The 21683-nt window shown below is 68.3% G+C and carries 19 protein-coding genes; 5 read left to right on the top strand and 14 right to left on the bottom strand.

What is annotated here, in order from left to right:
- Window positions 1-101: 101 nt before the first annotated feature.
- Window positions 102-1190 (bottom strand): PA0069 family radical SAM protein, encoded by a 1089-nt coding sequence (locus tag N800_RS12805; RefSeq protein ID WP_036139330.1) that lies wholly within the window; start codon window positions 1188-1190, stop codon window positions 102-104.
- A gap of 67 nt (window positions 1191-1257) precedes the next feature.
- Here N800_RS12805 and cls point away from each other — a divergent pair, with 67 nt between their 5' ends.
- From cls to N800_RS12790, 3 genes are all read left to right on the top strand, one after another.
- Window positions 1258-2694: a cardiolipin synthase gene (gene cls, locus N800_RS12800; RefSeq protein ID WP_052108233.1), complete on the top strand. Its 1437-nt coding sequence runs from the start codon at window positions 1258-1260 to the stop codon at window positions 2692-2694.
- Window positions 2695-2837: 143 nt separating this feature from the next.
- Window positions 2838-3095 (top strand): hypothetical protein, encoded by a 258-nt coding sequence (locus tag N800_RS12795; protein ID WP_036139353.1) that lies wholly within the window; start codon window positions 2838-2840, stop codon window positions 3093-3095.
- A 32-nt stretch (window positions 3096-3127) separates the two neighbouring features.
- On the top strand, window positions 3128-3916 hold the full coding sequence (locus tag N800_RS12790; RefSeq protein ID WP_036139328.1) for a pyridoxine 5'-phosphate synthase: 789 nt from the start codon (window positions 3128-3130) through the stop codon (window positions 3914-3916).
- A 29-nt stretch (window positions 3917-3945) separates the two neighbouring features.
- On the opposite strand, the gene N800_RS12785 is transcribed toward N800_RS12790, so the two are convergent.
- The 11 genes from N800_RS12785 to dnaA form a co-directional block, all read right to left on the bottom strand.
- Entirely contained in the window at window positions 3946-4350 is a 405-nt protein-coding gene (locus N800_RS12785; RefSeq protein WP_036139325.1) for an ExbD/TolR family protein, read from the bottom strand.
- A 126-nt stretch (window positions 4351-4476) separates the two neighbouring features.
- Window positions 4477-4893 (bottom strand): ExbD/TolR family protein, encoded by a 417-nt coding sequence (locus N800_RS12780; RefSeq protein ID WP_036139322.1) that lies wholly within the window; start codon window positions 4891-4893, stop codon window positions 4477-4479.
- A 12-nt stretch (window positions 4894-4905) separates the two neighbouring features.
- Complete coding sequence (locus N800_RS12775) at window positions 4906-5328, bottom strand: ExbD/TolR family protein (RefSeq protein ID WP_036139320.1); 423 nt, start codon at window positions 5326-5328, stop codon at window positions 4906-4908.
- 54 nt (window positions 5329-5382) lie between these two features.
- Window positions 5383-6135 carry a MotA/TolQ/ExbB proton channel family protein gene (locus N800_RS12770; protein ID WP_036139318.1) on the bottom strand — a complete coding sequence of 251 codons (753 nt, stop codon included), beginning with the start codon at window positions 6133-6135 and terminating at the stop codon, window positions 5383-5385.
- A gap of 76 nt (window positions 6136-6211) precedes the next feature.
- Window positions 6212-6886: an energy transducer TonB gene (locus N800_RS12765; RefSeq protein ID WP_036139315.1), complete on the bottom strand. Its 675-nt coding sequence runs from the start codon at window positions 6884-6886 to the stop codon at window positions 6212-6214.
- A 149-nt stretch (window positions 6887-7035) separates the two neighbouring features.
- A complete protein-coding gene (locus N800_RS12760; protein ID WP_232227650.1) occupies window positions 7036-8205 on the bottom strand; it encodes a tetratricopeptide repeat protein in 1170 nt (389 codons plus the stop codon).
- Window positions 8206-8374: 169 nt separating this feature from the next.
- Window positions 8375-9178 carry a M48 family metallopeptidase gene (locus N800_RS12755; RefSeq protein WP_036139310.1) on the bottom strand — a complete coding sequence of 268 codons (804 nt, stop codon included), beginning with the start codon at window positions 9176-9178 and terminating at the stop codon, window positions 8375-8377.
- A gap of 266 nt (window positions 9179-9444) precedes the next feature.
- The gene (gene gyrB / locus N800_RS12750; RefSeq protein WP_036139306.1) at window positions 9445-11919 is read right to left on the bottom strand and encodes a DNA topoisomerase (ATP-hydrolyzing) subunit B; all 2475 of its coding nucleotides are present in this window, start codon (window positions 11917-11919) and stop codon (window positions 9445-9447) included.
- A gap of 152 nt (window positions 11920-12071) precedes the next feature.
- Window positions 12072-13319 (bottom strand): DNA replication/repair protein RecF, encoded by a 1248-nt coding sequence (recF, locus tag N800_RS12745; protein WP_036139303.1) that lies wholly within the window; start codon window positions 13317-13319, stop codon window positions 12072-12074.
- Between the two features lie 118 nt (window positions 13320-13437).
- The gene (gene dnaN / locus N800_RS12740) at window positions 13438-14538 is read right to left on the bottom strand and encodes a DNA polymerase III subunit beta (RefSeq protein WP_036139301.1); all 1101 of its coding nucleotides are present in this window, start codon (window positions 14536-14538) and stop codon (window positions 13438-13440) included.
- A gap of 619 nt (window positions 14539-15157) precedes the next feature.
- Window positions 15158-16495: a chromosomal replication initiator protein DnaA gene (gene dnaA / locus N800_RS12735; RefSeq protein ID WP_036139298.1), complete on the bottom strand. Its 1338-nt coding sequence runs from the start codon at window positions 16493-16495 to the stop codon at window positions 15158-15160.
- Window positions 16496-16669: 174 nt separating this feature from the next.
- On the opposite strand from dnaA, the gene N800_RS12730 reads away from it, so the two are divergent.
- A complete protein-coding gene (locus tag N800_RS12730) occupies window positions 16670-18352 on the top strand; it encodes a GGDEF domain-containing protein (RefSeq protein WP_036139295.1) in 1683 nt (560 codons plus the stop codon).
- Between the two features lie 31 nt (window positions 18353-18383).
- Entirely contained in the window at window positions 18384-18977 is a 594-nt protein-coding gene (folE, locus tag N800_RS12725; protein ID WP_036139351.1) for a GTP cyclohydrolase I FolE, read from the top strand.
- A gap of 184 nt (window positions 18978-19161) precedes the next feature.
- On the opposite strand, the gene N800_RS12720 is transcribed toward folE, so the two are convergent.
- Both N800_RS12720 and N800_RS12715 read right to left on the bottom strand, forming a co-directional pair.
- On the bottom strand, window positions 19162-20712 hold the full coding sequence (locus N800_RS12720) for an FAD-dependent oxidoreductase (protein ID WP_052108232.1): 1551 nt from the start codon (window positions 20710-20712) through the stop codon (window positions 19162-19164).
- Window positions 20713-20818: 106 nt separating this feature from the next.
- Window positions 20819-21683 (bottom strand): GltB/FmdC/FwdC-like GXGXG domain-containing protein (locus N800_RS12715; protein WP_036139293.1); only part of this gene is annotated, 865 nt, incomplete at its 5' end.

Below are 21683 nucleotides of genomic sequence, written 5' to 3'. Positions count from 1 at the left end.
GCTCCAACCCTCCGTCGCGGCATCCTGCCGCGAGTCGGGCCGCACGCCATCCATGGCGCGCTTTTCCCAATACCCCCGGCACACACAGCCGTCCCACAGCGTCAGAACAACTCGCCTTGCGGTGAGGGTGGGCGCGGCGGCGTGAAGCGGCTGGTGTCCAGCGCCGGCAGGCGGCTGAAGCCCAGGCGCCGGTACGCCACTTCGAAGCGCTTGGCGATCAGGTCCGCGACGGGCCCCTGCCCGCGCATGCGCGTGCCGAACGCGCTGTCGTAGTCTTTGCCACCGCGCATCTGCTGGAGCAGGCTCATCACGTGCGCGGCGCGGTCGGGGTAGTGCAGCTCCAGCCATTCGCGCCACACCGTCTTCAACTCGTGCGGCAGGCGCAGCATGACGTAGCCCGCGGATTGCGCGCCGGCGCCGCGCGCCGCCTCGAGGATGTGTTCCAGTTCGTGGTCAGTGATTGCCGGGATCACCGGTGCCACCAGGGCGCCGACCGGCACGCCGGCCTGATGCAACGCGCGGATAAGCCGAAGGCGGGTGTGCGGCGCGGCGGCGCGTGGCTCCATCCGTGCCGACAGGTGGTTGTCGAGCGAGGTCACCGAGACGTACACCGACACCAACCGATCGCGTGCCATCGCCGCGAGCAGGTCAAGGTCGCGCTCGATCAACACGCCCTTGGTGACAAAGCTCACCGGGTGGTGGCACGCGGCCAGCAGTTCCAGCAGGCCGCGGGTGATGCGGTAGCGCCGCTCGATGGGCTGGTACGCGTCGGTGTTGATGCCCAGCGCGATCGGCGCGCAGCGGTAGCCCGGCTTGGCCAGTTCGGCCTGCAGGCGCTCGACCGCATTGGTCTTGGCGAACAGCTTGGTCTCGAAGTCCAGCCCCGGCGACAGGTCCAGGTAGGCATGCGATGGCCGCGCGAAGCAGTACACGCAACCGTGCTCGCAGCCGCGGTACGGGTTCACCGATTGGCTGAAACCCACGTCCGGCGAGTCGTTGCGACTGATCACGGTGCGCGCCCGTTCCTCACGGACCTGCGTGCGCAACGGCGGCAGCCCGGCCTCGTCGGCGTAGACCGAACCCCAGCCATCGTCGGCACCGGTGGTCACCGCCTTCTGGTAGCGGCCCGCGACATGCGAAGCGGCGCCGCGCCCCTTCAGCGGGGCCTGGGGTTTGCGCGCATCGTCCATGCGGCTAGCCTACGCCGACGGGGTCGCAACGGATGCGACGACCGCTCCTTTGCCAACCGAGCCCCTGATGCCGCATCCCCTGCTCGACCTGTGGTCCACGATCCTGGCCCTGCCCAACCTCGGGGTGTACCTGTGGATCGGCTGGGCCTGCTACCTGCTCGGGCTGGGCAGCTGGATCATCCTGCAGAAGCGCGAGCCGGCGGCCACGTTGAGCTGGCTGGTCAGCCTGGCGGCCCTGCCCTACATCGGCTTCGTCATCTATTACTTCCTCGGCCCGCAGCGCATCCAGCGCCAGCGCCTGCGCCGCATCCGCGCCCGCGCGGCGCTGCCGCCAGTGCCGCCGGACCTGCATCCCAGCCGCGATGCGATCGAACTGGCGCGCATCGCCCAGTCCACCACCGGCCTGCCACCGACCACGGCGACCGCGGCCGAACTGCTGGTCGATGGCGCCGCCAAATTTGACGCGGTGCTCGCGGCGGTGGCGCAGGCGCGCGAACACATCCACCTCGAGTACTACATCTACCTGCCCGACCACATCGGCACCGCGCTGCGCGATGCACTGGTCGAACGCGCCCGCGCCGGGGTGCGCGTGCGCCTGTTGCTGGACGCGGTCGGCTCGGGCAAGACCACGGCGCGCTTCCTGCAACCGCTGGTCGACGTTGGCGGTGAAGTGGCGTGGTTCCACCCGATGCGCCTGCGCTGGTTCTGGCGGCGGCCGTGGCTCAACCTGCGCACCCACCGCAAGATCATCGTCATCGACGACCGCATCGCCTTCACCGGTGGCATCAACATCACCGACGAGGAGGACGAGCGCCGCCGCGACGATGCCTACCGCGACCTGCACCTGCGCCTGGAGGGCGCCGTGGTGCACCAGCTGCAGCTGGTGTTCGCCGAGGACTGGGCCTACGCCACCGGCAGGGCGCCGCGCATGCCCGAGCCTGCATCCGACCAGCGTGGCAGCACCGTGGCCCAGGTGCTGGTATCCGGCCCGGACTCCGCCTGGGAGCCGATCCATCGCCTGCACGTCAGCGCCATCCACGAGGCACGCCAGCGGGTCTGGCTGGTCACGCCGTACTTCGTGCCCGGTGAAGCCGCGCGCATGGCGCTGACCTCCGCCGCCCTGGGCGGACTGGACGTGCGCCTGCTGGTGCCGCGCCAGAGCGACAGCCGGCTGGTGACCTACGCCGCCCGCTCCTACTTCGACGAGTTGCTCGATGCCGGCGTGCGGATCTACGAGTACGGTCCGCGCATGCTGCACACCAAGGCGCTGCTGTGCGACGACGACCTGGCCATCATCGGCAGCGCCAACTTCGACCACCGCAGTTTCCGCCTCAATTTCGAGTTGTCGGTGCTGTTCCGCGATACCGCACTCGCCGAGCGGCTGGCGAAACTGATCCGCGGCGAGTGCGCCCGCGCCGCGGCCGTACGCCGCGACCGGCCCCGCGGGTTGTGGACCGTGCGCCTGCCCGAGGCGATGGCGCGGCTGGTATCGCCGCTGCTTTGATTCGATCGGAGCCGAGTGGACACGATGGCCGTCGGGGTGGAGTCCCAAGGGCGACCGACGGCCGTTTCGTGACCACGATCGGGCTGCCAAGCCGCGGGGCGGCGGTTACACTCCGGCGACATCACGAAGGAAGCCGCACCATGATGGCCTGGGTCTACCTCCTGCTTGCGATCGGCGCGCTGGCCGTCGCCTTCAAGACCGCCTCGGTCGGGCTGATGGCCGTGTGCCTGCTGGTCGCCCTCGGCCTGATCCTGGCCTGGGTGATGGCGTTGCTGGCGCAGCGTATCGACAGCCGCAGCCGCTCGGACCACGCGATGATCGATCCCGAGGAGCTGCGCCGCCTGCGCGAGCAGGCCGAGGCTCGCAAGGCCGCCGCCACTGCCGGCGAGACCCCGCGCTGAGCCTGCGCCCCGTGCAGGGGTAAACTGCGCGGATGACCGTCCTCAGCGTCAACGTCAACAAGATCGCCGTACTGCGCAATTCGCGCGGCGGCGACGAACCCAACGTGGTCCGTGCCGCGCGTGCCTGCCTCGACGCGGGCGCGCATGGCATTACCGTGCACCCGCGTCCCGATGCGCGCCACATCCGCGCCGATGACGTCCATGCGCTGGCCGAGCTGACCCGCGAGTACGGCGTCGAGTTCAACCTCGAAGGCAATCCGTTCGCGCCGCCGCGGCCGGGCTACCCCGGTTTCCTCGCGCTGTGCGAGCAGGTGCGGCCGGCCCAGGCCACCCTGGTGCCCGACAGCGACGCACAGCTCACCTCGGACCACGGCTTCGACTTCAGCCGCGACGTGGAACCGCTGAAGCCGCTGGTGGCCGCGCTCAAGGGCTGCGGCTGCCGGGTCAGCCTGTTCGCCGATGCGCATGGGGACCCAGGGCTGGACACCGCCGCTGGCGCCGTCGAGCGCGCGGCCGAAACCGGCGCCGACCGCATCGAGCTGTATACCGGCCCGTACGCCGAGGCCTTCGCCGCCGGCCAGGCCGACCCGATGCTGCAGCGCTTTGCCGGCATCGCCCGGCGCGCGCAAGCCGCCGGCCTCGGGGTGAACGCCGGCCACGATCTCAGCCAGGCCAATCTCGGCGCGTTCCTGGGGGCGGTGCCGGGCGTGCTGGAAGTGTCGATCGGCCACGCGCTGATCGGCGAGGCGCTGTACACCGGATTGGAGGCCACCGTGCGCGGCTACCTTGCCATCCTGCAAGGCGCCGCGCCGGCGGCCTGAACTCTTCTACCGGCGGGCCGCCGGACCTTTCACTCGGCCAGGGTCACGTTGCCGAGCTGCTGGCGGTTGGCTTCGGCCAAGGCGGACGCCATCGCCTGGTAGTCCGCATCGGCATTGGCCGCTATCTCCAGCACCGGTTGTGGCCGGCGCGCCGCTTCCTGTGCCAACGCCGCCGGCAGCGCACGGGCGTCGAGCCGCTGGTCGCGCAGCAGGTACTCTCCACCCGCAGTCACCTGCAATCGCAAGCGCTCCGGCACCGAGCCCGGCGGCACCGGCCCAGCCTGCGGCAGGCGCGTATCAAGGGTGCTGGTGATCGTCGGGGCGGCAATCATGAAGATCACCAGCAACACCAGCATGACGTCGACCAGGGGGGTGATGTTCATCTCGGCCATTTCACGCGGACCGCGGGCGGACGAGAACAAGGAGACGGCCATGGTGCACCTCCATTGCTGCCGGACGGAGTGTCCGCCTTGACGGTACGCCCGCAGCCGCGCCACCGGCAAGCGGAAAAAAAAACGCCGCCCGGAGGCGGCGTTTTCACGACGGTAAGGGTCTTGCGATCAGTCGTTCTGCACGAAGCCGATCTTCTGCATGTCGGCGTTCTTCGCGTGCGCGAGAACCTTGGCCAGCACGCCGTAATCGGCGTCGCTGCTGGTTTCGATTTCGAGCAGCGGCTGGTTGGTCGGGTCACGCTCGACCTCCTGGCGCATCAGGTTCGGCAGGGCCGATACCGGTTGCGTCTGGTCATTCCAGAACACCTGGCCGCTCGCATCGATCCGCAGCCGGATCGGCGGCGGCGGTTCCTTGAGTTGCGGCGGCGGGTTAAGCGACTTCTGCGGCAGGTTCACCTCGATCGGGTACGAGGCGATCGGGGCGGTCACCATGAAGATGATCAGCAGCACGAGCATCACGTCCACGAGGGGCGTGACGTTCATGTCCGACATTGCACCGCCACCGGAGTTGGATGCGAAAGCCATGGTCAGGTCTCCTTAGCGCTCTTTGATCGCGACGAAGCCGACCTTGCGCATGCCCTGGGCCTGCGCAATCTTCACGACATCCTGGACGATCCGGTACTTGGTGGTCTTGTCGCCGCGGACGTTGATCTGCGGCTGCGGGGTCTTCTGGGCTTCGACCGAGAGACGGCTCTCGAGCTGGTCCTTGGTGATCGGCTCGTCGTTCCAGAACAACGAGCCGTTCTCCTTGACCGCCAGCGTGATCGGCGGCACCGGCGGCGCATTCTCGTCCTTCTTCGACCCGATTTGGACCTCGGGCAGTTCGACCTGGATCTTATGCGACATCAGGGGCGCGGTGATCATGAAGATGATCAGCAGCACCAGCATCACGTCCACGAGGGGCGTAACGTTGATTTCGGCCATCGGGCCGCCGCCGCCGTTGCCTGTACTGAAAGCCATGTCGAAACTCCAACTACTGCGCTAAGAAGGGAGAAGGCGCTTGGTGCGTGTGGATCAGCGCTTGCTGCCGATCTCGCCCACGCGCGAACCCGTGGCGAAGAAGTCGTGCAGGTCGTGCGCGAAGGTGTCGAACTTGTTGTTCGTCACGCGGTTCAGGCGGGTGAAGAAGTTGTACGCCAGCACCGCCGGGATCGCGACGAACAGACCGATCGCGGTCATGATCAGCGCTTCACCGACCGGACCGGCAACGGCGTCGATCGAGGCCTGGCCGGTCGCACCGATCTTGATCAGGGCGTGGTAGATGCCCCACACGGTGCCGAGCAGGCCGACGAACGGCGCGGTCGAACCGGTGGTGGCCAGCACGGTCAGGCCGTCCTCGAGGCGCGACGACTCGCGGGTCACGGCCTGGCGCAGGGCGCGGTCCACGAACTCCGAACGGTTCAGCGACTCGACCAGGCGCGAACCTTCGTGGCGCTGGTGGTGGGCGGCGGCCTGGGCGGCGTCCAGGGCGATCTTCGAGAACGGCTCGCTCTTGGACTGCTCTTCCATGTAGCGGATGGCGTCCTGCGCGTTCGGGGTTTCCCAGAACGTGCTGATCACGCGGTCCGAGGTGGAGCGCAGACGCATGTTCTTGATGAAGTTCATGACGATCCAGTAGACCGACATCACCGACATCAGCGCGAGCGTGATGAAGACGATCCAGCCGACCGTATCGAAGTTCTGGAGCAGATGGGCAAAGCTCATCTGCTGGAGGGCTTCGGCGTTGTTGCCCCCGGCAGCAGCAGCGGTGGTGGTTTCCTGCAGCATGACGCTTACCTTTCGATGTCGTGGAAAGAGGTTTGGGTATTACGGATTACAGCGTGTTGCGCCTGGAGGATTCCGATCAATCCAGGTTGAACTCGTACGGCACACGCACGCGGCTCGGGACGCCCACACCGCCCTTCTTGGCGGGGTTGAACTTCGAGCGGCGGGCCGCATCCATGGCAGCGCGGTCAAGGTTGCGGTTACGGCTCGACTTCTCGATGGACACGTCGGTGACATTGCCCTGACCGTCGATGGTCACGATGACGATCACCGTGCCACCCACGCCCGCGCGCAGCTCGGCCGGCGGGTACTTGGGCTGGTTCATCCGGCGCGAGGTCGGGTCGATCGCGCCTTCGACGTCGATCGAGGTCTGCGGCGCCGGCGGCGCCGGCGGGGCCGGCGGCGGGGCCTGGACGTCAACCGGCGACGGATCGTCGACCACCACCGGCGGCTCTTCTGGCGGCGGCGGAAGCGGCGAGGGCTTCGGCGGCGTCAGGTCCTTCGGCGGGGTGATCGGCTTGATCTCCTGCGGCGGCGGCGGCGGCGGCGGCGGTGGCGGCGGCGGCGGCTTGATCAGGTTGACGAAGGTGACTTCCTCTTCCGCCTTGTCCTGCGCGGGAGGGGCCATCGGCGCCAACATGAAGAGCAGCGCCGCGGCATGGACCGCGATCGCCATGGTGATACCGGCGATGCGCGCCCAGTTCAGGCCTTCGTCGCGGTCGTCGGTGTGGTGGTGTGCGAGGTCTTGCGTCATGCGCCGTCAACTCGGGAGGGGAGACCGGACGCACGGGCGCCGCGGGGCTTGGAACGGTTCCCGAGACAATTTCTCGCCCGGGAACCTACTAGGATATACCAAACCCGGACCTGCATTCCAAGCCCGGTTTGGCAAAAACGTGACACCGGTTACTTCGACGGCAGGGCCAGAATCTTCTTGATGTCAGCCGGATTCTTGACCCCCTTCGCCTGTGCCTGGCGCGCGGCCTCCTTGGCCTCCGGGACACGGTCTTCCTGCCACAGCAGGCGGGCGAGGTTGAGGTAGGCCTCGCCGTTGGGGGCCAGCGGTGCGGCCTTGCGGTACGCATCGATGGCCGGTCCCGGCTGGTCGGTGAAGTAGTACGACTGGGCCAGGGCCAGATAGGTCTGGAAGTCGCCCTTCAGCACGCCCTTCTGCAGCCCCTCGTTGATCACCGCGATGGCCTGCTTTTCCTTGCCATCGGTGTTGAGGTACGCGGCGTACAGCTGGCGGTATTCGCGCTCGTCGCTCAGCTGACCGGCGGCGCGCAGCTTCTCCAGCACGCCGATGGCCTTCTCCATCTGGTCGGCGTTCTGGTAGGCCGCGGCCAGGTTGAGCTGGGCGCGCTTGTCGTTCGGGCTCTTGGCCGCGATCTTCTCGGCCAGCGCGGTCGCCTCGGCGTAACGCTCGCTTTCGAAGTAGGTGGCCATCAGCACCTGCAGCCAGTCGTTCTTCGGCTCGGGCGAGGCATCGATGGCCTGCTTGAGGACCGTGGCCGCCTCCGGGTAGCGCTCCATGCGATACAGGGCATTGCCCTTGATCACCAGGTGTTCCGGCTTCTGGCTCTTGCTCTCGGCCAGGAAACGGTCCATCACCGCCAGCGATTCGGCGTACTTCTCATCCTGCAGCAGCAACTGCGCCTGCATCAGCATCGCGCCGAAGTGGGCGTTGTTGTCCAGGCCGTTGAATGCCTGCACCTGCTTGAGGTACGCCAGGGCCGCCGCATTGTCGTCAGCCTCGTAGGCGATCTGCGCGCCCATCTGCGCGGCAAACGACTTGTCGTAGGCGTTGCTCTTTTCGTCGGCGATCAGCTCATCGGCGATCGCGCGCGCTTCGGCGCCCTTGTCATCCTCGTACAGCTTCAGCAGCTTCTGCAGCTTGCCGGACGCCTTCGCGCTGGCCTTTGCTTCCGGCTCCTGGCGCGTCGCCTGCGGGTATGTCGGCTCGGCCTTCTTCTGGCCACCCTTGCTGGCACGCTCCGCGTCGCGCTGTGCACGGCGTTCGGCGGCCGACTGCGCGCTGGCCTGCGAGACGGCTCCCAGTGCCAGAACGGCACCCATCGCGATCGCGACGAGGGAACGATTGAGGGACACGGAAGACTTCATGGGGCTACCTCGATCACTGCATCAGGCATCACCCCACCGACTATCGGTGGGGTGAGGGGGACGCAAAACTATCACTAATGACAGGTCATTCGATACTGGTCGTCCGGAAGTCTGAACGCGTCGTTCAGCCACACTTTGGCGTATGGCCGGACGCGCGCGCCTGCTGGTAAGCCGGCATCAGCGACGCGGCACGGCTACGCAGTTCGCTGATGCGGTTCTCGGGATTGGGGTGGGTGGACATCCACTCCGGCGCACGCGCGGTGTTGGCTTCGATCATGTTCTGCCACAGCGACACCGCCTGCTCTGGGTTGAAACCGGCCTTGGCCATCAGCTGCTGGCCGACGACGTCGGCCTCGGTTTCCTGGGTGCGGTTGTTGGGCAGCAGGATCAGGGTCTGGGCGCCGATGCCGGCGATTTGGCCGGTGGTCTGCCCGGCAGTGGTGCCGTAGCGCGAACCGATCAACGCACCAAGCAGGTTGACGCCAGCCTGCGTGCCCGCCTGAGCGGTGACGCGCTCGTCGTGGTGGCGCGAGATCACGTGGCCCACTTCGTGCGCGATCACCGCAGCCAGCTGGTCCTGGTTCTTGGCGACGGTGAAGATGCCGGTATTGACGCCGATCTTGCCGCCGGGCAGGGCGAAGGCATTGGCCGAGTTGTCGGCGAACAGGGCCACTTCCCAGTTGGCCTGCCATTCCGACGGCAGCTGGCGGGTCACCGCGTTGGCGACACAGCGCACGTAGGCGGTCTGGCTGGTATTGGTGCTCTGCGGGGTCTTGGCCTTGGCCTGCTCGAAGGCCTGCACGCCCATCTGGTTGAGCTGCTCCTGCGAGACCGCGCCCACGCGCTGGGTGCGGCCGGTGGGCGAAGTGGCGGTGGCGCAGGCGGCCACGGTGGTGGTGATGGCGAGGGCAAGCAGGACACGCTTCATGGGTCGGGCCTTTGGGGGATTCATGTTGGTGAACTATGTAGTCCCGAGGCCATGAACACGCTGTCAATGACGGCGCGGCGCGCTGCGAACGGTTCAGGCACGCCGCTGGCATGGGGACCGCGGCGGTGCGTGCCCGAGCCAACGCAGGCACGGCCGGGGGGCGGCCATGGGACTCGGCGCGTGGACACCGGGACGGTCTACCACCGTGGGGCCATAGGGCCGTGGGACCAGCGATCGCGCGGGACCAAGAAGTGGCCCCGCGTGGCTCACACGTCGAGGTTGGACACCTTCAGCGCGTTGTCCTCAATGAACTCGCGGCGCGGCTCGACCACGTCGCCCATCAGGGTGCTGAAGATCTGGTCGGCGGCGACCGCATCCTCGATGCGCACCTGCAGCAGGCGGCGGGTTTCCGGGTTGACCGTGGTGTCCCACAGCTGCTCGGGGTTCATCTCGCCCAGGCCCTTGAAGCGCTGGATCTGGCGGCCCTTCTTGGCCTCTTCCAACAGCCACGCCTGTGCTTCGGCGAAGCTGGCGATGGATTGCGCGCGATTGCCACGCACGATCTGCGCGCCGTCGCGGATCAGGCCGTGCAGCTGCGAGGCGGCCTCGCGCAGCGGGCGCAGCTCGCCGCCTTCGAAGGCGGACATCGGCAGCACCTGGACCAGCTCCTCGCCCATGTGCAGGCGGTGGACGAGCAGGGCGGCGGGGCGCTGTTCGGTGGCCGGCTGCAGTTCCAAGCGGTAGCGTGGGCGACCGAGGCCGCCGCGGTTGAGGCGGGCCTCCAGCGCATCGAGTTCGGCGCGCTGGTCGACGCTGGCGTACAGGCGTTCCGGGTCGAGCGCGGTGTGGTCTACCAGCACTTCCAGCACGTGGCTGTCGTAGCGGTGCGCGTTGCGGGCAATGGTCTCGCGCGCGGCGGCATAGGCAATCAGCAGCTTCTCCAGCGCCGCGCCTTCGACGGCCGGTTCGCCGGTGGCGGGGATCAGGCTGGCGCCATCGACCGCGTTGTTGGCCAGGTAGGCGTCCAGCGCCGCATCATCCTTCAGGTACAGCTCGTTCTTGCCCTGCTTGATCTTGTACAGCGGCGGCAGGCCGATGTAGATGTGGCCGCGCTCGATCAGCTCCGGCATCTGCCGGTAGAAGAACGTCAGCAGCAGGGTGCGGATGTGGCTGCCGTCGACGTCGGCGTCGGTCATCAGGATGATGCGGTGGTAACGCAGCTTGTCCGGGTTGTACTCGTCCTTGCCGATGCCGGTGCCGAGCGCGGTGATCAGCGTGCCGACCTCGGCGCTGCCCAGCATGCGGTCGAAGCGCGCCCGCTCGACGTTGAGGATCTTGCCCTTGAGCGGGAGGATCGCCTGGGTCTTGCGGTTGCGGCCCTGCTTGGCCGAGCCACCGGCCGAGTCACCCTCGACGATGAACAGCTCGGACAGCGCCGGGTCCTTCTCCTGGCAGTCGGCCAGCTTGCCGGGCAGGCCGGCGATGTCCAGCGCGCCCTTGCGGCGGGTCAGGTCGCGGGCCTTGCGCGCGGCCTCGCGGGCGCGGGCGGCGTCCACCACCTTTTCGCAGATGGCACGGGCCTCGTGGGGGTGTTCCTGCAGGAACTCCTCCAAACGTGCGCCGAACGTGCTTTCAACGACCGGCTTCACATCGGAACTGACCAGCTTTTCCTTGGTCTGCGACGAGAACGAGGGGTCCGGCACCTTCACCGACAGCACCGCGATCATGCCTTCGCGCATGTCGTCGCCGGACAGGTTGATCTTGGCCTGCTTGGCGATACCGCTCTGCTCGATGTAGTTGCTGAGCGTGCGGGTCAGCGCGGCGCGGAAGCCGGCGAGGTGGGTGCCGCCGTCCTTCTGCGGGATGTTGTTGGTGAAGCAGAACATCGTTTCCTGGTAGGCGTCGGTCCACTGGATGGCGACGTCCACGGTGATGCCGTTCATCTCGCCCGACACCGAGATCACGTTCGGATGCAGCGGGTTCTTCAGCTGGGCCAGGTGCTCGACGAAGGAGCGGATGCCGCCGGCGTACTGGAAGGTGTCGCGCTTGCCTTCGCCACGCTCGTCGATCAGGGTGATCTTGACGCCCGAGTTGAGGAACGACAGCTCGCGCAGGCGGCGGGCGAGGATGTCGTAGTGGAACTCGATGTCGGTGAAGATTTCCTTCGCCGGCAGGAAGCGCAGGGTGGTGCCGCGCCGGGTGGAGGCTTCCAGCTGCTTCAGCGGGTAGACCGGCTCGCCGAGCGCGTACTCCTGCTGGTGGTGATGGCCGTCGCGCCAGATGTCCAGCCACAGGCTGGAGGACAGCGCGTTGACCACCGACACGCCCACGCCGTGCAGGCCGCCGGAAACCTTGTAGCTGTTGTCGTCGAACTTGCCGCCGGCGTGCAGCACGGTGAGGATCACCTCGGCCGCGGAAACGCCTTCTTCCTTGTGGATGTCGACCGGGATGCCGCGGCCGTTGTCGGAGACCGAGCAGGAGCCGTCATCGTGCAGGGTCACGGTGACCTCGTCGGCGTGGCCGGCGAGGGCCTCGTCGATGGAGTTGTCCACGACCTCGAAGACCATGTGGTGCAGACCGGTGCCGTCGTGCACGTCGCCGATGTACATGCCCGGACGCTTGCGCACGGCTTCCAGACCACGCAGGACGGTGATCTTGCTGGAGTCGTAGGTCTGGGATGCTGCGGTTGGGGCGTCGGCCTGGGCCGGGTCTTGCGCGGGGTCGTGCTGGGTCTGGGTCATGCGGGAAAAGGCTCCGGTGACGCGGGGTCCGGGGGTGGCCCGGATGCGTCGGGACACATCAATGGGATGTGGATCGAGTATAGCAGGCGGGGGCTTTCGCCCGGCTGACGGCCCCATGTTCCACGTGGAACGTGGTGGGTCCGACTATCTGGTCACTCCAACCGTTGGAGCATCCCGTGTTCCACGTGAAACAAAGTGATCGCCCCCTTGCTGGCGGCCAGTCCCGGTGGAACCTCCGTGCCGGTGATGAACGCCTGGGCACCCGAAGCGCGTACCCAGTCCAGCACCCGCGCCTGGTGCTGCCGGTCCAGCTCAGACGCCAGATCGTCAAGCCCGATCACCGGCCAATCCAGGCATATCGCCGCGTGGTGCTCCGCCTGAGCCAACAGCGCAGCCAACGCGGTGAGCTTGGCCTGGCCACGGGACAGGGCCTCCCGGCCCGGCAGGGCGCCGAACCCGATGCGCCAATCGGCCCGGTGTGGCCCAACTGAGGTGAATCCGGCCAGCCGATCCCGCTCGCGACAGAACAGCAGGGCATCCACCAGCGGGAAGTCCTCGCGCCGCCAACCGGGTTGGTATTCCAAACGCAGCGTTCCCAAGCTCGGCGCAAGATCGGCCGCCAGCCGAGCCAACCCTGGCTCGATGGCGTCCAGGTAGCGCTGGCGGTACTGGCTGAGCGGCTCCCCGGCTTCGGCCAGCTCCCGGTCCCACGCGTCAAGGTGTTCGTCTCCCGCCCGGGACTTGAGCAGGGCGTTGCGCTGGCGCAGCGCCCGCGCGTAGCGGCGCCACAACGGGAGGAAATGTTGTTCCACGTGGAACAAGCCCCAGTCCAGATAGCGTCGCCGGTTCTCGGCTGCCCCGGTAATAAGCGCATGGCTGCCAGGCTCAAAGCTGACCACGGCCAGCGCCGCGCAGAGATCGCCAAGCTGGGACACCGGACGCCCGTCCAGCCGCCCCTCCCAATCGCGACCGCTATGACGCAGCCCGGCACGGCGGGTGCGCTCGGCGCCGTCGCTGATCAGGCCGGAACCCGCGGGAAGCCCCTCCCGGTCTTCGCCGCTTGGGCCTCCCGTGGTGTCGGGGCGTCCCGGCGGCGTCGAGGCCAGCGAAGTGGCTTCCGCGTTCGCGCCCGGGTTCGTTCCCGGCATTGTCTGCACCGTCCCCGCCCGGCGCTCGCGCCACTCCACGAACACCTCGGTTGCCTCGTCGCCGTGGCGGATCAGGCCATCACGGACGCGGGCGCGGAAACTGCGCCCATAGGCCATCAGGTGCAGGGCCTCCAGCACGCTGGTCTTGCCGGCGCCGTTGTCGCCGGTGATCAGGTTCAGCCCGGGGCTCGGCAACAGCTGCACCTCGTCGAAACGACGCAGGCGGCGGATGTCGAGGCGGGTGACGTGCATGGCAGGCTAGGGAATCAGAAAAACGGACGCCCGGGGAAGCCGGGCGTCCGAAGGTGAGCATGTTGCGCTCCGGGCGCACTGTTCCACGTGGAACAACGTGCTTGCCGGGACCTGCGGTTCAGAGGCGCAGCGGCATCACCACGTGGCGGCAACGTTCGTTGGACGCCTCACGCACCAGCGCCGAGGAGTTGGCATCGCGCAGGGCCAACACCACGTGCTCATCGCGCAGCGAACTCAGCGCATCGAGCAGGTAGTTGACGTTGAAGCCCACCGCCAGGTCATCGACCCGGGTTTCGGCCTCGACTTCTTCCTGCGCCTCTTCCTGCTCGGGGTTGTGCGCACTGATCCTGAGCTGGCCCGGCGAGACTTCGATGCGCACGCCGCGGTACTTCTCGTTGGACAGGATCGCCGCACGCTGCAACGAGGCACGCAGCACCTCGCGGTCCATCCGCACTTCCTTGTCCGCGCCGATCGGGATCACCGCCTCGTAGTCGGGGAAGCGGCCGTCGATCAGCTTGCTGGTAAAGGTGACATCGTCGCGCTTCACCCGCAGGTGGCCGCGGCCCATCTCCAGCTCCAGCTGGCGGTCGCCGCCCTCGAGCAGGCGCTGCAGCTCGGTCACGCCCTTGCGCGGCACGATGATCTGGCGCTTGGTTTGCACCGTGTCTTCCAGTTGCGCCTCGCACAGCGCCAGGCGGTGGCCATCGGTGGCCACGCAACGCAGTGAACTCTCGCGCAGGTCGAACAGCAGGCCATTGAGGTAGTAGCGCACGTCCTGCTGGGCCATGGCGAACGCGGTGCGCTCGATCAGCTCCTTCAGTGCCGCCTCCGGCACGCGGACGCGCTCGGTGGTTTCGATCTCCTCGATCGAGGGGAAGTCGTTGGCCGGCAGGCTGGACAGGGTGAAGCGCGAGCGCCCGGCCTGCACGGTGATCTTCTCCGCGCTCTGGCTGATGGTGACCTTGCTGCCGTCGGGCAGGGCGCGAACGATCTCGAACAGCTTGCGCGCCGGGATGGTGGTTTCGCCGTCCTGGGCGTCATCCACGGCGATGCGCGAGACCATCTCGACCTCAAGGTCGGTACCGGTCAACGACAGCTGGCCGCTCCGGACCTGCACCAGCAGATTGGCGAGGACGGGGAGCGTCTGCCGGCGCTCGACGACGTTGACCACCTGGGCCAACGGCTTGAGAAACACTTCGCGTTGCAGGCTGAAACGCATGCGGACCCGCTCCCCTTTCCAAGATCAAGTTGTTGAATAAATCAAAAGCTTAGTGGTGGTGGTGTTGCCGAAAAGCCGGGAAAACCACTTCAAGCCTTTGATTTACATAAAAATATCGGTAGTGCCAACAGCGGTATAACGGCCCTGGTTGCATGCGCACAAGCTGTGGACAAATTTTCGGGCCTGGCCGCGACGCCTGGTTATCCACAGATTGTCCGCGCTGAGGCCACAGGATTCCCAGAACCGGTGCACTGCTGCCATTTTCCACAATCTGAAGCAGTTTGCTTGCTTTCCGACCACTAGCGGTAGGTGCATGTGTTTGCGAGGCCGTCATGCGTGCGTGGAGCGGGCGCGAACGCGCGGGGCGCACGCGCCCTGCCAGCTTGCTTGCGCGCCGCCCAGGCGGGCTCCTGAGGGCGTCCTTGCGGCGTTGGACATCAGGAGGGTGGTGCCGCCGACTCCGCGCCGCCCGAAGCGCTTGTGGCCGCTTGGCCGGCCGGGTGCGCTGGCGCGCGGTGGACGGCTCAGTCGGCCGATACAGAACGACCCGCGGGCCTGGCGGCGCCGCGGGTCGTGGCAGTGTCCTCGGGGAATTGCCCGTCGTGGGCCATGCGAGTGTCTACTCGCTGAGCTTGCGGATCAGCTTGTCCCAGTCTTCGCGCAGCTTGCCGTCGGTCTCCATCAGCGTGCGGATCTGCCGGCAGGCGTGCAGCACGGTGGTGTGGTCGCGGCCGGCGAAGGCGTCGCCGATCTCGGGCAGGCTGTGCTCGGTGAGTTCCTTGGTCAGCGCCATCGCCATCTGTCGCGGACGGGCCAGCGAGCGGGTGCGGCGCTTGGACAGCAGGTCCTTGATCTGCAGCCCGTAGTAGTCGGCCACCACCTTCTGGATGTTGGGGATGCCGACCGAATGCTGCTGGGCGCGCAACAGGTCACGCAGGGTTTCCTGGGCGAACTCGGTGGTGATGGCGCGGCCGGTGAAGTTGGCGCGGGCGGCGAGCGTGTTGAGCGCGCCCTCAAGGTCGCGCACGTTGCTGCGCATCTTCTTCGCCATCAGGAACGCGACGTCCTCGGGAATCGCCAGGCCGCGCTCGCGCGCCTTGCTCAGCACGATCTGCGCGCGGGTCTCGAAGTCCGGCGGCTCGATCGCCACGCTCAGGCCCCAGGCCAGGCGCGACTTCAGCCGCGGCTCCAGGCCCTCGACTTCGCGCGGGTAGCGGTCGCAGGTCAGGATGATCTGCTGCTTGCCGTCGAACAGCGCGTTGAAGGTGTGGAAGAACTCCTCCTGCGTGCGGTCCTTGCCGGCGAAGAACTGGATGTCGTCGATCAGCAGCGCGTCGACCTGCTGGAACTGGCGCTTGAACGCGTCCATGGTCTTGTCCTGCAGCGCCTTCATCATCGCGCTGAAGAACTGCTCGCTGCGCAGGTACATCACCCGCATGCCGGGGTTGTTGGCGCGCATGGCGTTGCCGGCGGCGAACATCAGGTGGGTCTTGCCCAAGCCGGTGCCCCCGTACAGCAGCAGCGGGTTGTGCGCGCGGTCGCCGGGCTTGATCGAGGCCTGGAAGGCGGCGGCGCGGCCCATCTGGTTGCTGCGCCCCTCGACGAAGTTGTCGAAGGTGTAGTGGTTGTCCAGGTGGCCCTGGAACGGCTCGGCGGCCGGGGATGGCGCGGCGGCGCGAGCTGCGGTCAGCACGGCGGTCGGCGAGGGCGCGGCCGGGGCGCGCGGCAGCGAACCCACTTCCAGCGCGACCTGGTCGCTGCCGGCGAAGTAGGCCAGCAGCTCGCGGATGCGCGGCAGGAAGCGGTCGCGCACGTGTTCGACCACGAAGGCGTTGGGAGCGTACAGCACGGTGAGGTCGTCGCGGCGGGTGGCCTGCAACGGCTTCAGCCAGGTGTGGACGTCTTCGACCGGGTATTCGGCTTCAAGGCGTTCGAGGCAGCGGGGCCAAGCGTCCATAGGTAAGGCGTGGTCAATCCGGTAAGGCAAAAGAAGGTCGGCGCGAGGCTAGCGGCATCGCGCAGCACGACCGGTCGGGGGTGGGTCAGACTACCACCCCGACCCCGGCGGTGCATCCGAAGGGGTGCGCTGGCCACTTCGCGCTAGACTGCCCAGGCAAGCAGGGGAAGGACGATGTGGCGTAAGGGGTGGGCAGCGCTGCTGGTGCTGTGCGCATGGCTGTGTGCCGCGCCGGCGCTGGCGCAGGCATTGCGGGTGGAGCTGCTGCTGAGCGGAGGCGAGGCGGCGTCACCGCCCGTGTCCGCGTCGGTGTTGGCCGTGGCCCGGGCCGAAGCCCCCGCTGACGCAGCGGTGCTCCATCCACCCTACCGCGAGGGCGCCTATTGGCTGCGGCTGACCACCGAGCGGCCCGTCCAGCCGGCCGAGGGCCGGGTGCTGGTGCTGGATGGCGCCCACGCCATGGGGCCGGTGATCTATTACCCGCCGGCGGGTGCGGTGCGGGTGGTGCATGAATCAGGGCAGGGCGGCTCGGGCTTGCTGCGCCGGGGCTGGGTGCTGGCGTTGCCCAACGGCTGGCCGCCGGGTGCGGTCGCGTACCTGCGGGTGGGCGGGGCGGCCACCGAGGGGGTGCGCCTGCGCTTCTCCGACGTATCGAGCCTGGCCCGCGAGCAGCGCGCGCAGACCCGGTTCTTCACCGCGGCCTTCACCGGGCTGATGCTGATGGCGCTGGGCATGCTGGTGATCGGCGTGAATTTCCGCGAGCGCCTGTATTTGAGCTACGGCAGCTATCTGGTGTGCCTGGCGCTGTACATCATGCTGCTGTCGGGCGATGCCGGAGAGATGCGCGGTCTGGCCTGGCTCAACCGTGCAGGCCGCATCGGCCAATGGGGCCTGGCGACGCTGGCAGTGATCATCCAGTTGGAGTTCACCCGTCTGTTCCTGGAACTGCCGCAGCGCCTGCGCCACGGGGCGCGGGCACTGCGGGGCCTGCAATGGCTGCACATCGCGTTGTTGGCCACCCTGCTGGTGGGCGGCCGCCACGTGATGGGCTGGTACTACCTGGTGGGCAACACGCTGCTGGTGCTGAGCGTGCCGCTGGTGCTGGCGCTGGCGGTATGGGCCTGGGCCAAGGGCGCCACCTACGCCGGCTACTACCTGCTGGGCTGGGGACCGCTGCTGGCGATGGTGGTACTGGTGGCCGCGCACCTGCTGGGCGTCGTCAACGCGCCTTGGGCCGAACAACTGTTGCCGGTGATGGCGGTGCTGGAATCGGGCGTGCTGGTGATGGCACTGAGCCAGCACGCGGCCAACCGCCACCGGCTGGCGGTGCTGGCGCGGGAGACGGTGGAACGCGACCCGCTGACCGGCGCGATGAACGCCAAGGCCTTCCACCAGTTGCTGGAAAGCTGGCAGCACCTGGGCGTGCTGGGCAGCAAGCGCTACGGCCTGCTGCTGATCGACCACGACGACCTGCGCCAGCTCAATGGCCGTTACGGCCGCGCGGTCGGCGACGCGGTGTTGCAACAGGTGCTGGCGCGGATCCGCGGGGTCCTGCGCCCGGACGACGTGGTCGCCCGGCTGGAAGCCGACAGCTTCGTCGTGGTCACCGAGTGCGACCGCAAGGACTGCGAGCAGCTGGCCTACCGGCTGTCGGACGTGGTCGGCAAGCGCCCACTGCGCATCGACGGCCAGGCGATCACGGCCACGGTCAGCATCGGCGTGGCGATGTCGCACCCCGGCGACTCGGTGGCGATGCTGCTGGCCCGGGCCGAGCGCGCCCTGTTGAGCGCGCGCATCGCCGGCCATGGCGCGGTGGGCCACGAGCCGGTGCGGGCTCCGGCGCCGGCCATGGAGTAGGATGCCCGTCCCCCCGACGCAGGAGCCCGTCATGGCCGACACCCCCCGCAAGCCCAGCCGCGAAGAGGCCGAAGCCGCCATCCGCACGCTGCTCAGCTGGGCCGGTGACGACCCGGCGCGCGAGGGCCTGATCGACACGCCCAAGCGCGTGGTCGAGGCCTACGGCGACTGGTTCAGCGGCTATGGCGAGGACCCGGCTGAGTACCTCAAGCGCACCTTCGAGGAAGTCGAGGGCTACGACGAGATGATCGTGCTGCGTGACATCGAGTTCGAGAGCCATTGCGAACACCACATGGCGCCGATCATCGGCAAGGCGCACGTGGGCTACCTGCCCAACGGCAAGGTGGTGGGCATCAGCAAGCTGGCGCGCGTGGTGGAGACCTATGCGCGGCGCCTGCAGGTGCAGGAGAAGATGACCGCGCAGATCGCGCAGGTGATCCAGGACGTGCTGCAACCGCGCGGGGTGGGCGTGGTGGTCGAAGGCGCGCACGAGTGCATGACCACGCGCGGGGTGCACAAGCGCGGGGTGAGCATGATCACGTCGAAGATGCTGGGCACGTTCCGCGAGGATGCGCGGACGCGGGCGGAGTTCTTGCGCTTTATTGACGTGGGGCCGGGGCGCTGAAGCTCGCTCGTTCCGCTTCGGGCGGTTCGATATAGAAGCATGGGTGGTGGGACGGCCCCGCGCTGCGCGGGGCATCGCTGCGACCCTCCGTCCGCGCAGTCCTGCGCGGAGTCGGGCCGCCGCCCATCCGAAGCCGAGCGGTTGCTTTCCGACCGACCAGGGGGCGGCAGACGGGGGAAGCGGCTCAGGCCGCCGCATCCACCTTCGATGTTGATGCTGACTCGACCACCGGCTGGCTGGCCAGGTAACGCGCGATGCCCGCCGCCGCCTCGCGGCCTTCGAACGTCGCGGTCACCACCAGGTCGGCACCACGGACGCAGTCGCCGCCGGCGAACAGCCGCGGATGACCGGTCTGGTAGGCGAATGCGCCGTGCTCGCCGCTGGTGAGGATGCGGCCGTTGCCGGCCAGGGCCACACCATGGCGCGCCAGCCACTCCGGCGCTTCGGCCTGGAAGCCGAAGGCGATGATCACCACGTCGGCCTCCAGCACGGTCTCGCTGCCGTCGACCAGCACCGCGTTGCGGCGGCCATGGGCGTCGGGTTCACCCAGCGTGGTCTCGGCTACGCGCACGCCGCTGACGTGGCCGTCGCCGAGCAGGGCCAGCGGCTGGCGATTGAACAAAAAGGTCACGCCTTCCTCGCGGGCGTTGGCCACCTCGCGCGCGGAGCCGGGCATGTTGGCTTCGTCGCGGCGGTAGGCGCAGGTGACCTGCGCGGCGCCGAGGCGGATGGCGCTGCGCACGCAGTCCATGCCGGTGTCGCCGCCGCCGAGCACGACCACGCGCTTGCCGGCCAGGTCCGGCAGCTCGATGCGGTCTTCCCAGCCGGCGATGGGGCGGCTGGTTACCTTGGGGTCGACGCCCTCGTCGTGGTGGGTGACGGTGTGCACGACGCGGCCGTTCTGCACCAGGAACGGCAGCGCGGGCAGCACGCCCTTCAGGTCCTGGCCGGGCAGGCCGCCGTCGGTGTAGCGGTAGCTGCCGAGGCCGAGGAACACCGCGTCGAATTCCGCCAGCAATGCGTCGAGACTGATGTCGCGGCCGACCTCGACGCCGAGGCGGAACTGCACGCCCATGCCTTCCAGCACCTCGCGGCGCAGGGCGACGATGGACTTGTCGAGCTTGAAGCTGGGGATGCCGAACTGCAGCAGGCCGCCGACGGCTTCGTAGCGGTCGAACACCACCGCGTCGATGCCGGCGCGGGCGAGGCGATCGGCACAGGCCAGGCCGGCGGGACCGGCGCCGACCACCGCCACGCGGCGACCGGTGCGCTGCACCTTGTCCATGCCCGGGCGCCAGCCTTCGGCCAAGGCGCGATCGACGATGTACTTCTCCACCGCGCCGATGGTCACCGCGCCGAAGCCGTCGTTGAGCGTGCAGCTGCCTTCGCAGAGGCGGTCCTGCGGGCACACGCGGCCGCAGATCTCCGGCAGTGGGTTGGTTTCGTGGCACAGGTCGGCGGCCTCGAACACGCGGCCTTCGCGTGCGAGTTCCAGCCAGCGCGGAATGATGTTGTGCAGCGGGCACTTCCACGAGCAGTACGGGTTGCCGCAGTCGAGGCAGCGGCCGGCTTGGTGCTTGGCCTCGGCTTCGCCGAAGCGGCCGTACAACTCGCCCCAGTCACCGTCGCGGCGCAGCTGCAGCGGGATGCGCGCGGGCATCTCGCGCTGCACGTTGCGGAACTGGAAGACGTCCTTCTTCGGGGCGTCCTTGTTGGAAGCAGGGGACTTGCTCATGCGATTCCTCCCACGCGTTGGTGGGTGACGCCACGTTGTCGATGCGGCATCGGGTGATGGCGGGGCGTGGCGCGACGCGGTGCGCACGCGTGGCAAAGGGCACGGCTCATGCGGCCCTCCGCAGGTTCTCGACCAGCGAGGCGAGGCTGGCGGCCTTGGGCTTGACCAGCCAGAACTTGCCCATGAAGTCGCGCATGTCGGTGAGGATGCGCAGCGCGTGCGCACTGCCGGTGTGCGCCAGGTGCGCCTCGAGCAGGCCGCGCAGGTGCGCACGGTGGTGTTCGAAGCCGTCGCCGGCGATGCGCAGGATGTCGACCAGCTCATGGTTGTAGCGGTCGACGAAGTCGCGGTCGGTGTCCAGCACGTAGGCCATGCCGCCGGTGAAGCCGGCACCGAAGTTCAGGCCAGTGCGGCCGAGCACGACCACCACGCCGCCGGTCATGTATTCGCAGCAGTGGTCGCCCGCGCCTTCCACCACCGCGGTGGCGCCGGAGTTGCGCACCGCGAAGCGCTCGCCGGCGCGGCCGGCGGCATACAGTTCGCCGCCGGTGGCGCCGTACAAACAGGTGTTGCCGAGGATCGGCGACTCGTGCGCGATCCAGCGCGCGCCGGTCGGCGGGCGCAGCACGATGCGGCCGCCGGCCATGCCCTTGCCGACGTAGTCGTTGGCTTCGCCTTCCAGTTCGAAGTTGAGGCCGTCGGCGTTGAACGCGCCGAAGCTCTGCCCGGCGGTGCCGGTGAAGCGCAGGTGCAGCGGCGCGTTGGCCATGCCGTGGTTGCCGTGCAACCGCGCCACGCGTCCGGACAGGCGCGCACCGATGCTGCGGTCGGTGTTGCGGATGGCGTAGGCGAAGCGGCCGCCGCGCTTGTCGGCGATCACCTCGCGCAGGTCGGCATCGAGCTGCGCGGCCAGGCCGCTGGCCAGCTCGCGCGGCGCGGGTGCGCCGCAGTGGCCGCCGTGCACCAGGCCG

The sequence above is a fragment of the Lysobacter daejeonensis GH1-9 genome (assembly GCF_000768355.1).
In the GTDB taxonomy this organism is placed as follows: domain Bacteria; phylum Pseudomonadota; class Gammaproteobacteria; order Xanthomonadales; family Xanthomonadaceae; genus Aerolutibacter; species Aerolutibacter daejeonensis.
The sequence above is the reverse complement of the archived record's forward strand: the minus strand, read 5'-3'. Positions and strand labels throughout refer to the sequence as shown.